Origin of the sequence: Nitrosomonas oligotropha, from assembly GCF_009833085.1 — a bacterium.
Taxonomy (GTDB): Bacteria; Pseudomonadota; Gammaproteobacteria; order Burkholderiales; family Nitrosomonadaceae; genus Nitrosomonas; species Nitrosomonas oligotropha.
Genome location: NZ_QRBZ01000031.1, coordinates 76,564 through 87,881, shown reverse-complemented (window position 1 = coordinate 87,881; position 11,318 = coordinate 76,564). Strand labels below are relative to the sequence as shown.

Annotated in this window: 16 protein-coding genes; 4 read left to right on the top strand and 12 right to left on the bottom strand. The window is 50.0% G+C overall.

Annotated features, from left to right (window positions below; genetic code table 11):
* Nucleotides 1-23: 23 nt before the first annotated feature.
* The 7 genes from ABD07_RS10245 to ABD07_RS10215 form a co-directional block, all read right to left on the bottom strand.
* Nucleotides 24-1,298 carry a dihydroorotase gene (locus ABD07_RS10245; protein ID WP_160818183.1) on the bottom strand — a complete coding sequence of 425 codons (1,275 nt, stop codon included), beginning with the start codon at nucleotides 1,296-1,298 and terminating at the stop codon, nucleotides 24-26.
* A gap of 10 nt (nucleotides 1,299-1,308) precedes the next feature.
* Nucleotides 1,309-2,268 (bottom strand): aspartate carbamoyltransferase catalytic subunit, encoded by a 960-nt coding sequence (locus ABD07_RS10240; protein WP_160818182.1) that lies wholly within the window; start codon nucleotides 2,266-2,268, stop codon nucleotides 1,309-1,311.
* The gene (gene pyrR, locus ABD07_RS10235; RefSeq protein ID WP_160818181.1) at nucleotides 2,265-2,771 is read right to left on the bottom strand and encodes a bifunctional pyr operon transcriptional regulator/uracil phosphoribosyltransferase PyrR; all 507 of its coding nucleotides are present in this window, start codon (nucleotides 2,769-2,771) and stop codon (nucleotides 2,265-2,267) included. The genes ABD07_RS10240 and pyrR overlap by 4 nt, the downstream gene beginning before the upstream one ends.
* Entirely contained in the window at nucleotides 2,752-3,237 is a 486-nt protein-coding gene (ruvX, locus tag ABD07_RS10230) for a Holliday junction resolvase RuvX (RefSeq protein WP_160818180.1), read from the bottom strand. The genes pyrR and ruvX overlap by 20 nt, the downstream gene beginning before the upstream one ends.
* A 12-nt stretch (nucleotides 3,238-3,249) precedes the next feature.
* Nucleotides 3,250-3,810 (bottom strand): YqgE/AlgH family protein, encoded by a 561-nt coding sequence (locus ABD07_RS10225; protein WP_160818179.1) that lies wholly within the window; start codon nucleotides 3,808-3,810, stop codon nucleotides 3,250-3,252.
* 77 nt (nucleotides 3,811-3,887) lie between these two features.
* A complete protein-coding gene (gene coq7, locus ABD07_RS10220; protein WP_132424613.1) occupies nucleotides 3,888-4,514 on the bottom strand; it encodes a 2-polyprenyl-3-methyl-6-methoxy-1,4-benzoquinone monooxygenase in 627 nt (208 codons plus the stop codon).
* Nucleotides 4,515-4,599: 85 nt separating this feature from the next.
* On the bottom strand, nucleotides 4,600-5,862 hold the full coding sequence (locus ABD07_RS10215; protein WP_240142517.1) for a (Fe-S)-binding protein: 1,263 nt from the start codon (nucleotides 5,860-5,862) through the stop codon (nucleotides 4,600-4,602).
* Between the two features lie 203 nt (nucleotides 5,863-6,065).
* On the opposite strand from ABD07_RS10215, the gene rpsP reads away from it, so the two are divergent.
* Genes rpsP through rplS form a run of 4 tightly spaced genes read left to right on the top strand, consistent with a single transcriptional unit; the run spans nucleotide 6,066 to nucleotide 8,073 of the window.
* A complete protein-coding gene (gene rpsP, locus ABD07_RS10210; protein ID WP_108697446.1) occupies nucleotides 6,066-6,332 on the top strand; it encodes a 30S ribosomal protein S16 in 267 nt (88 codons plus the stop codon).
* Between the two features lie 22 nt (nucleotides 6,333-6,354).
* On the top strand, nucleotides 6,355-6,867 hold the full coding sequence (gene rimM / locus ABD07_RS10205) for a ribosome maturation factor RimM (RefSeq protein ID WP_160818177.1): 513 nt from the start codon (nucleotides 6,355-6,357) through the stop codon (nucleotides 6,865-6,867).
* Nucleotides 6,868-6,881: 14 nt separating this feature from the next.
* Entirely contained in the window at nucleotides 6,882-7,652 is a 771-nt protein-coding gene (trmD, locus tag ABD07_RS10200) for a tRNA (guanosine(37)-N1)-methyltransferase TrmD (RefSeq protein WP_160818176.1), read from the top strand.
* Nucleotides 7,653-7,668: 16 nt separating this feature from the next.
* A complete protein-coding gene (gene rplS / locus ABD07_RS10195) occupies nucleotides 7,669-8,073 on the top strand; it encodes a 50S ribosomal protein L19 (RefSeq protein WP_108697443.1) in 405 nt (134 codons plus the stop codon).
* Nucleotides 8,074-8,192: 119 nt separating this feature from the next.
* On the opposite strand, the gene ABD07_RS10190 is transcribed toward rplS, so the two are convergent.
* From ABD07_RS10190 to ABD07_RS10170, 5 genes are all read right to left on the bottom strand, one after another.
* On the bottom strand, nucleotides 8,193-8,537 hold the full coding sequence (locus ABD07_RS10190; RefSeq protein WP_160818175.1) for an arsenate reductase family protein: 345 nt from the start codon (nucleotides 8,535-8,537) through the stop codon (nucleotides 8,193-8,195).
* A gap of 54 nt (nucleotides 8,538-8,591) precedes the next feature.
* On the bottom strand, nucleotides 8,592-9,107 hold the full coding sequence (locus ABD07_RS10185; protein ID WP_160818174.1) for an invasion associated locus B family protein: 516 nt from the start codon (nucleotides 9,105-9,107) through the stop codon (nucleotides 8,592-8,594).
* Between the two features lie 106 nt (nucleotides 9,108-9,213).
* On the bottom strand, nucleotides 9,214-9,468 hold the full coding sequence (locus tag ABD07_RS10180; RefSeq protein WP_108697440.1) for a DUF2024 family protein: 255 nt from the start codon (nucleotides 9,466-9,468) through the stop codon (nucleotides 9,214-9,216).
* A 160-nt stretch (nucleotides 9,469-9,628) separates the two neighbouring features.
* Nucleotides 9,629-10,312, bottom strand: a complete 684-nt coding sequence (locus ABD07_RS10175; RefSeq protein ID WP_160818173.1) for an O-methyltransferase — start codon at nucleotides 10,310-10,312, stop codon at nucleotides 9,629-9,631.
* Between the two features lie 24 nt (nucleotides 10,313-10,336).
* Nucleotides 10,337-11,317, bottom strand: a complete 981-nt coding sequence (locus ABD07_RS10170; protein WP_160818172.1) for a class I SAM-dependent methyltransferase — start codon at nucleotides 11,315-11,317, stop codon at nucleotides 10,337-10,339.
* Between the last annotated feature and the right edge of the window lies 1 nt (nucleotide 11,318).

The window sequence follows — 11,318 nt, the reverse complement described above, 5'->3', positions numbered from 1 at the left end:
GAATAAACAAAATTCCGCCAAGCTCAGTGCTCATAAACAATATGACCGTTCACCAGGGTATATTTAACACCGCCCGGTATTTCCATTCCCATAAACGGCGTGTTCTTTCCTTGGCTTAGAATCGCTGACGAGGTCACCTTCCAGTAATGGTCAGGATCAAAAATACAGATATCCGCAGCACTGCCGAGCGATAAATGCCCTGCGTCAATCCCCAGTATCCGGGCCGGATCCGAGGTAATCTTGGACAACACGTTGAGCAATGGCAGGCGCATTTCCGTTCCCCATTTCAAAGTAAGCGGCAGCAACAACTCCACCCCCGTCGCGCCAACCTCGGATTGACCGAACGGCAATAATTTGGCATCTTCGTCTACCGGTGCATGATCAGAGCAAATCGCGCCGATCGTGCCATCCAGCAAACCGTGACGCAACGCGTCGCGATCACTCGAGCTGCGCAACGGCGGCATCAGATGACAATTGGAATCAAAAAACCCGATATCCATATCCGATAAGTGCAGATGATTAATCGACACATCGCAGGTGATCGGCAAACCTTGCTGCCTGGCTGTACGAATCATCGCCAGGCCTTCGGCGCTGGAGATCCGGCACAAGTGCACTCTGACGCCAGTTTCCTTGGTCAATAAAATAATATTGCCGATGGCGATCGTTTCAGCGCATACGGGAACTGTCAGCAAACCCAGCCGGGTCGCGACTTCACCATCATGCGCCACGCCATCGCCGGTCAGCGTGATTTCCTGCGGCCGCAGCCACACACTGAAACCGAATGTCGATGCGTACAACATGGCCTGCATGAGCACCCGCAAGTTCGGTAATAACCCATCCGATTGCCCAAAAACCACGCATCCGGCGTCGTTCAGCTCGGCCATCTCGGTCAAGCGTTCGCCCTTCAATCCTTGCGTCAATGCGCCAATCGGATAGACATGCGCCTGATGGAGGCTTTTGGCGCGATGCTTGAGCATTTCCACCAAGCCCGGTTCATCCAAGGGCGGATCGGTGTCTGGCGGACAGGCGATGCTCGTGACACCACCGGCAACCGCCGCGGCCATTTCCGATTCCAGCGTGGCCATATATTCAAGCCCCGGTTCACGCAGACGCACCGACAAATCGACCAGTCCCGGACACACCACCAGCGATTGCGCATCGATCACCCGGCTGGCTTGAAACTCATCCGGCGCCGCGCCGATTGCAACAATTTTACCTTTGGCAATAAAAATATCCTGCACGGCATCGATACCGTTTTTTGGATCGATCAAGCGCCCATTTTTGATATGAATTTTCATGCAACCGCCTCTAAACCTGATTGCCCGCTAATATCGACATCACCGCCATCCGCACCGCTATGCCGAATGTCACTTGCGGGAGAATCACCGACTGTTTGCCATCCGCGACTTCCGAATCAATCTCGACACCGCGATTCATCGGCCCCGGATGCATCACGATGGCGTCGCGCCGGGCGAGCGACAGCTTCTCCGGAGTCAATCCGTAATATTTAAAATATTCCTCCGGGCTGGGCAGATTCGCGCCTTTCATGCGCTCATTCTGCAAACGCAACATCATCAATACGTCAATGTCCTTGAGTCCCTTGGCCATATCGTGATAAACGTGCACCCCCAAGCGTTCCACCATTTTGGGCAGCAACGTTTTAGGCGCGATCACGCGTACTTCGGGCACACCGAGCGTTGTCAATGCATGAATCTGGGAACGCGCCACCCGGGAATGCAAAATGTCACCGATAATCGCCACGCGCAAATTACGAAAATCGCGCTTATAACGCCGGATCGTAAACATATCCAATAAAGCCTGGGTCGGATGCGCGTGACTGCCATCGCCGGCATTGATCACATGAATATCCGCTTGCACATGTTTCGCAATCAAGTGCGCCGCGCCGCTCTGCGCATGCCGCACGACAAACATATCCGCATTCATCGCGGAAAGATTATTCACCGTATCCAGCAGTGTTTCGCCCTTGGATTGTGCGGAAACGGCAATATTGAGATTGAATACGTCCGCCGATAAACGTTTGGCGGCGATTTCAAAAGTTGTGCGCGTACGCGTACTGGGTTCGAAAAAAAGATTGAATATCGACTTCCCGCGCAACAAGGGAATTTTCTTGACATCACGTTCCGTGACACCGACAAATGACTCGGCGGTATCGAGGATGTGCAATAAAACAGAAGCGGGTAATCCCTCGGTTGTCAGCAAATGCTGCAACACGCCATTTTCATCCAGCTGCGGGTTCCTATTGATCATTCTGGAAGGCTCTTATCGTACAAATGAAAGCTTAACTTGCCGTTCTTTCCACACTTTAACTCAAGCATTTTATCCGCCGGTAACTCCAGCATAATGCCGGTATATTGCGCGGCTATCGGCAATTCCCTGCCGCCCCGGTCGACCAACGCGGCAAAACTGATCGAAGCGGGACGGCCGTAATCGAACAATTCATTGATCGCGGCGCGGATGGTGCGTCCCGTCTGCAATACATCGTCCACCAGCAGAATATGCGCGCCTTCCACTGCAAACGGTATTTCCGATGGTTTAACCTGCGGATGCAAGCCGATTTTATCGAAATCGTCGCGATAAAAAGCAACGTCCAGCGTTCCTAGCGGTTGCTTGATCCCCAGTGCTTGATGCAGGCGCTCGGCCAGCCACACCCCGCCGGTGTGAATACCGACCAGCGTAAAATCCTTGTTGGCATCGGCTTGGATTTTTTTAGCAAGACTGTCGAATGCTTTCTCAGCGTCTGGTAATTGCATACTGCTCGTCAAAGAATGATTGAAGGATTTGTTGTGCGGCGACCTGATCCAATACCGCTTTTTGTTTTCTTCCCGTGATACCGGCTTCACGTAACGTTGCACTGGCTGTTTCGCTGGTATAGCGCTCGTCTTTCATGATCACTTTGATATTAAAGCGGCCTGACAGCCGTCGCGCAAAACGCTGGCTTAATTGCGTTAATTCGTGCACCGTGCCGTCACTATGCAGTGGCAAACCCACGACCAGCAAAACCGGCTGCCAGGTTTGGATCAGTTGTCCGATCAGCGCAAAACGCCGCTCCGTCACTTCACTGTCCACCGTTGCCAGCGGGTGCGCCACTCCCACAGCTGTATTACCCATCGCCACACCAATGCGTTTTTTCCCGAAATCAAAGGCCAGCACAGCTCCAGCTGGAAGCTGTCCGGGTACATGACTTTCCGGTGATTTATCGAGAAGACTTTCCGCCATACGTACTAATGTTTAGGCATGCCCGACTTCATTGGAGAGATTGGCATCCTGAATCCCCAGCAGCTGCATCGCAGCCGGAAGCCTTTCTTCTGTTGGTATATCGAATATCACATTCGTGGATGCAGGCACGGTCAACCAGGCATTCTGCGCTAATTCATGCTCGATTTGGCCCGCGGCCCAGCCCGCATAGCCCATCGCGATCAAGACTTGATCCGGCCCTTCGGCATTGGCGATGGCCTTTAAAATATCCAATGAGGTGGTCAATCCCACTTCCCCATTCACGGCCAGCGTGGATTGCCACTTACCGACCGGTTGATGCAGCACGAATCCGCAATCGAGTTGCACCGGCCCGCCAAATAACACAGGTGCCGCATCCGCCAGAGAATCTGCCGGTGGAATACCCAATTGTTTGAACAGGTTGATCAGTGTCAGATCGGTGGGGCGGTTGATGACGATACCGAGCGCGCCTTGCTCGTTATGTTCACAAACATACGTCAGTGTTTTGGAAAAGACAGAATCTGCCATTGCCGGCATTGCAATTAGAAAATGATGTGTCAGATTAATACTTTTCATTGCGAATGTGTTTTGACCGGTGACCTGACTATTCTGATTTCTCTCTTATCCGATGTCTTTCCAAGGTAATGCCGCGCTCAAACCCAGTATGCGGTATGAGTCATTAATTTCGATCCAAGTTTCATGGTTAATTTCACCGGCAACGGCAATTCTGCGCCACCGTATGACAATGCCATGGTCGCATGACTGGCTTCGTCAATTTTCATTTGCGACACGATGGCGCGGCTTTTCTCGTCATGATTGGGCAAACGCTCCAGATGACCGGCTAGATGGGCGCCGACCTGGTGCTCCGTTTCAGCCAGAAAACCCAGATTCCATTTATCCCCCAGCATGCCTGCCACCACACCGATGGCAAATGATCCGCCGTACCAGAGCGGATTCAGGAAACTTTTATGCCCGCCCAGTTCAGCGATACGGCGTTCCGTCCAAGCCAGATGTTCGGTTTCTTCACGCGCGGCCTGCATCAGCGTTTGCTGCACCGTTTCATTGCGTGCTGTCAGTCCCTGCCCCTGATACAGCGCTTGCGCGCATACTTCACCGACATGATTTACCCGCATCAACGCACACGATAATCGTTTTTCCGCATCCGTCATCTCAGCTTCCGGCAGTTCATTGCCAGGCACAGGCCGCAAAGTCTGAGCCGGTGTCGAGAGTGTCCGCAGGGCGCTGTCAAAACCAATGATAAGCTTATCGATAGTAATCATCGTCTTTTACTTCATCCTTGAATAAGAATTGACGTGCCATTATAGGCCGATATGCCCGCATTTAGGTACACTAAAATTTACCCGGTTATAATTCCAACCCCATTTGTCTAGCCAGCAGCGTAACCGGGTGCAGCACTTCGACATGAATTCCGTTTTCGTACAATCCATTGGCCATATGCATTGCGCAACCGATATTCGAAGTGACCAGGTACTGAGCCTTTCTTTCCTTGACTGCGGTTATCTTGTTTTGCAGCAACGTATCCGCAATTTCGGGTTGATCGATGAAGTAAGTACCCGCTGCGCCGCAGCATTGATCATTGCCAGCCAAAGGCACCGCTGCCGCGCCGGGTATCCGGGCAATCAATTGATAGGGATAGGTCTGCTCACGCAATACATGCCGCAAACTGCACGGCTCGTGCACCAGTATTTTTTGCGCCAACGGCGCAATGTCAATACTTTCCCACCCCTTTACCGCCATCAAAAAATGACTGATATCGATAACTCTGCCCTGCTCTCCGGCAACACCGGATTCCAGTAATTGCACACCGCAACCCGAGGCGGCACTGATCACTGTATCAAATTCAGCAAAAGCCAATTTATTCCGCTGCACCAACTCATTAGCCTGCTTCAGCGCACCGCTATGCTGATAGATAGCACCGCAGCACGTTTGATCGCGCGGAATATGGACTGTGTAGCCCAAGCGATTCAATACATAAATACTCGAATTTAAGGTGGCCACATCGGTCACACGCGCCACACACCCTAAAAACAAAGCAACTTCACCGCGTTTCTCGCCCTGCGCGGGATAAACCGCCCGCCAAGTGCTGCTATTGCTTGCAGTATTTTCTCCACCCGTAGCCGCTGCATAAGGAAACTTAACCACCGGAAGCTGAACGATGAATTTAAGTATTCGATTGTTCTCGATCAGGTTTAATCTCCGCAACCCGCGCAACCACTCGTTTTTTTGCAGAAAATGCAGCAATCGGCGCAACCGGTCCAAACGCGCCGGCTGGGTCAGCAATAGCCGTTCCAGCGCAACGCGCCAGTTTGATTTCCGGACGGCCACCGCGGATTTTGATTGATCTGCAATCAGCGCACGCGTTTCGTCGATTAAACGTCCATATGAAACACTATTCGGACAAACCGCCTCACAAGCCCGGCACGTCAAACAACGATCCATGTGTTGAATAAATCGCGCATTCAAAGCAATCCGCCCATTCGCAACACCATTCATTAACGCGATACGCCCACGCGGAGAATCCGCTTCCGATTTCAAGACACGATATGTCGGACAATGCGGTAGACATAAGCCGCATGAAACGCACTGGTTTGATTCATCGATAATCAAGTTTTTGGAAAACTTTGAGAGCAATTTATAATCCCGCTTCAGAAATACAGTAATTGGACATGATAATCCGTGCTTGCTTTAAGAGCATCATGGTAATGCATGGCTATTTTATCACTTGTCAGAATCGCAAGAATTACTGTAAAATTAAATGTTAATTAAATTCAAGCTTCATACTTTTAGACTGACAGATTCATAGGAAAAACATGGTTATAATCAGATTGGCAAGGGGTGGCGCAAAAAAACGTCCGTTTTTTAACATGGTGGTAGCTAATTCCCGCTACGCACGTGACGGCCGGTTTATCGAGCGTGTTGGCTTTTATAATCCGCGGGCCACTGGTGGCGAAGAAGCATTGCGCGTTCAATTGGATCGTGTTGCTTATTGGCAATCCCAAGGTGCTCAGTTATCGTCAACGGCAACCCGGTTAATCAAACAGTTTTCCACCAGCAAAGTAGCATCAGCAAATAGCTAAAATAAGCGAACGAAATACACCGATGGTGATAATGGGCCATATTATCGGCCCATTTGGCGTTTATGGCTGGGTAAAAGTTAATCCGTATACAGAATACATCGATGGATTAATGGAATATCCGGTATGGTGGCTGAGTAAAGATAATAAAGACTGGCAGAAGGTGCATGTCGTTTCCGGCCGTATGAATGGCAGCATCCTGAATGCAAAATTCGCCGAATACACCGATCGCACGCAAGCCTTCGCATTAAACGGAATGCAGATAGCAGTCCCGCGCGACCAGCTTCCTGATTTATCCGAAGATGGAATGGATGGTTACTACTGGTCGGATTTGATTGGCGCTACGGTGCAAAATCAAGCGGGCGAAGAATTAGGCAAGGTTGCCGGTTTACTTGAGACGGGCGCAAATGATGTTTTGTGCATACAAAATGGGAGCGAGGATAAAAAAGAGATCCTCATTCCTTTTGTTGATCGGTTCATCATCGAAGTTGATTTGAAGCTTTCTCGAATTACAGTGGATTGGGGCAAAGACGATTAAGGTAATAATAAGCGATGCCTTTTGAATGCGATGTTATTACGCTATTTCCGGAAATGTTTGACGCCGTCACGCACTATGGCATAACAGGAAAAGCGAACAGGAATAATATCTTTCGTCTCAACACATGGAATCCGCGCGACTTTACCAGCAATAATTATCGCACGGTAGATGACAGTCCATACGGCGGTGGCCCCGGAATGGTCATGATGGCTCAACCGCTGGAAGATGCCATCGTACAAGCCAAAGCGAGACAGCATGTTGCCGGGATTGAAAAACCCGCGGTTGCTTATCTAACGCCACAGGGAAAACGGCTTGACCACAAAATGGTTACACAGCTGAGCAAACTGCCGGGATTGATTATGCTGTGCGGGCGATATGAGGGCGTGGATGAACGCTTAATCAATCGTCAAGTGGAAATTGAGATTTCTATTGGCGATTATGTAGTTTCCGGCGGTGAGCTGGCTGCAATGGTGTTAATCGACTGTATAGTGCGGCAAATTCCGGGGGCTCTGGGTGATCCCGAATCTGCAAATCAAGATTCGTTTGTGGATGGATTATTGGATTATCCGCATTACACTCGACCCGAGGTGTATCAAGGAAATCGTGTACCGGAAATATTGATGTCAGGCAATCATGCCCATATCCGCCGCTGGCGGTTACAGCAAGCGATTGGTAGAACGTGGTTAAAGCGGCCTGATTTATTTGAGTTAAAATTTGCGCATGGCTTGACGCGGGAAGAAGAAAAACTGTTGGAAGAATTTAAACAATCTTGTAAATCCAGGTAAAAAGAGGGGAAATATCATGAACATCATCGAACAATTAGAAGCAGAAGAAATTAAACGCCTGAATAAAGAAATACCTGGTTTCTCTCCAGGAGATACCGTCATTGTCAACGTCAATGTGGTTGAAGGTGATCGTAAACGCGTACAGGCTTACGAAGGTGTAGTAATTGCCAAGCGCAATCGTGGTTTGAATTCAGCGTTCACCGTCCGCAAGATTTCAAGCGGAGAAGGCGTTGAACGTACTTTCCAAACCTATTCGCCATTGATAGCGAGCATAGAAATCAAGCGCCGCGGTGATGTTTGCCGTGCAAAACTCTATTATCTCAGAGACCGTGCAGGCAAGTCGGCCCGGATTCGCGAAAAACTGCCTGCTCGTGCTTCTTCTAGTGATAACAAAAACGCAGCATCCGCAGCAGCAGAGTAAGACGCAGCACAGCAAACATCACAATCAGGATCAGTGCAATGTCGGCACTGATCCTCGCCTATCAAAAAGCACCGCAGATTGATACACGCAACAACACAACTCTGCTGTTGACGTTAATCTTATTTAAGCAGCTCCAAAACATTTTCCGGCGGGCGGCATACTTTGGCTTGGTTACCCCGCACCACGATGGGCCGCTGAATCAGATCCGGATTTTTAACCATAGCCGCCAGGATTTCATCATCCGATGCCGCACTTAAGTCACGCGCGGCGGACTCATCTTTACGCAGAATATCGCGCACCGGCAGGTTAAGTTTTAGGATTAACTCACGCAGCTTATCCGCTGTTAAAGGCACCTCGTAATAATTGATCGACTCGAACTCCTCGCCACTTTCCTGGAGCAAAGATAGAGTCGCCCTGCATTTGCTGCAAGCTGGTTTCTGATAAATAACGATCTTGTCAGTCATATTTTTTCCCGCCTGCCGGGTCGATATTCTCTCGATTGCGCGATAAGAAACCGGCTATTTCACACCGCATTCAGCCGAGATCGCCTTATACGCGGAAGTCGAACCGCCCAACCCGAAAGTATCCACGGTTTCCGTGCCGCGAGCCGACGCACCTTTAACCACCAGGGAGCTTCCACGTTTGATCGCATCCGTGATTTTATTATCGGTGGCTTGATCGGGAGCCCACGCTGAGTCATCCTGAGTAAACAGCTTGAAATTCTGATTGTTCACAGTAACCGTCGCATCACTTCCCGGCTTATAGGGATAACCGGCGATATAGCTGAAAACATTTTTACTCTTTTCCGCAGGGCGATGGGTAATCAACGCAAATACATCGCCACGCTTTGAGTAATTCCCTTCCGATTTTTTCGGCTGGCTCACCATGTAACACACTTTGCTATTGTTCTCCATGAACATATAGGCAGTCCAGTCGCCATGCTGGCCGAGCAGTTTGGGCTCCGCGGCTTGCGCTGCATTACAGAGTGAAAAAATAACGCCAGCCAATATCAATTTTCTACATTTCCGCTTCATTTTAAAAACCTTGAGAAGTATTGTCGATACGATTTTTCAGCGATAGACCGGAGTCAAGAGATAGGAAGCATCTTCAATCCCGATTACCAACCATCCGCCAAGATTATTAACAGCCTTCCATCTTATAAATATAAAAACCGTTTTTCGTGATTTCATCAGTCACATTTGGCGGAGCACTTTGGCTATGGCAAAAACTGCATTCCCGGCTGGTCACAACCGCAGTGCTTTCTCCAATTGACGTTAACCATTGCTTGGCATATTCAACCGCTTTTTGATCATCTTTCACTGCGGTGAATACATCAAAGTGCATGGTATGTCCATCTTTTGCCTTAACATACGTATCGTAAACATGAATTTGCATAAAAATTGATTTCCTTGAAAAAGATAATTTATAGCACTGTGCATATCATAAAAAACATGCCGCACTGCAAACGAAAAGTATATTAACTATACCAATTTATCGATTAAACCGCCATGCCAATTGCATGAACAAGCAATCAGCTCAGAGACGCGTGCGGCCATTATTTCTTTCTGGCAACGATCACACCGTCGCGGGTCGGATTGATAAACGCATCAAAATCAGGATCATTAAAAATCAGCCGGTTATGTTCCATAATGGCTTCTGTCGAACCACTCATCGTCTCTTGCGAGCCTTTTAACGCGACACGGCCATGCCACAGCACATTATCGGCAATATACAACCCGCCGGAACGGATACGCTGCTTCGCCATCCGCCAGATTTCCGGATAATCGCTCTTGTCTACATCGTTATAACAAATATCGAATATTCCATCCGTTTGGGCAAAAACATCCTGCGCCAGCCCCACGCAAAATTCTATCCGTTGCCATACATCAGCAGCAGTGAGATATTTCTCCGCACGCGCGCGATTACTGGCATTCGCGTCGCTGCATATCACACGCCCGCCGGCGCCGACCGCTCTTGCAAACCAATACGCCGAATAGCCATAACCGCTGCCAAATTCAAATATCCGCTTGGCATTAATCATTTTCGCCTGAGTTTCAAGAAAAATACCGGTCAAGCGGTTAACAATGGGGAAATTTCTCAGCTGCGCAAATTCTTCCATCTCAGCAAGCACCGGGTGATCGCTGTGCGTAAGCAAAGTACGCATATACGCTTCGATTGCCGGATTAACCGGAATGAATCCGCCTGACTCAGGAATAACCGCTGATTGAATATCGTTCATTGATTTCCCCTTTATGATCGCTAATCAGATCGGAGTTGTTTTCTTTGATGCCATTAACACACACTCTTCACCGGAGTTTTTATTCAGCAGAAAAACCAGGCTGGCCGCCACCTGAAACCTGAATCCCCGTAGGACATCGCGCATCGTAACGGACTGCTGTCCGATTCCCGCCTCAGTCAATGGCGGACTGCTCTGACCAATGCCGTACGCACCGACCGGTGTTGTCCAGCAGCGTGGGTCGCTGAAACCGGCTTTCTGCGCCAGTTGGCTTAACGTTTGGCTGGTAAATAGATGCAAATGCCGGGGCGGCTCAAGACCGCGCCATGCGGCGCCAAACTGACTGTGCCCATAACTCGCGGCGTTCGGCGTCAACACCACAAGAAGACCATTGTGCTTCAGCAAACGATGGCAAGTCATCAGCATCGCCACAGGATCGTGCACATGCTCGATCACGTGACTCAGCAGCACGACATCATATTCACCCGGCTCGATGGTTTCAAGCGGCCCTAAATGCACCGGGATTCCTTTTACATGACGCACATGTTCCGCAGCCACCGGGTCAATTTCCTGCCCCATCACCTCCCAGCCCAATGCGCGCATGCGCGCCAGCCGTTTTCCATTACCGCAGCCTACTTCCAGCAGTCGTCCCGGCGGTGTTTGATCCAGATAAATACGCTTATAACGCCGCCGTTCACGCCGTAATCCCAGCAAATGGATACTTAGGGTATGCAAAATAGCACGAACGATGCGCGTCCAACGTGATTGCCGCGCGTGATTCGCATGGCCGTGCGTATAATAATTGCGGTAAGCCTTGCCAATTTCGTCCACCGCCGGTCTGGGATCAAGCCAGATCAGACCGCACTCGGCATCCGTGCATTTTCTCAGTGTCCACTCACCCGGCGCGCCAAACAGCCGGTCAGTCAGGCCGCGATACAGGACTTCGCCGGGTTTGCCGCACGAATAGCAAGTTGCATTTGTTTCCGTGCCAATCCGTTCTGCTGACATC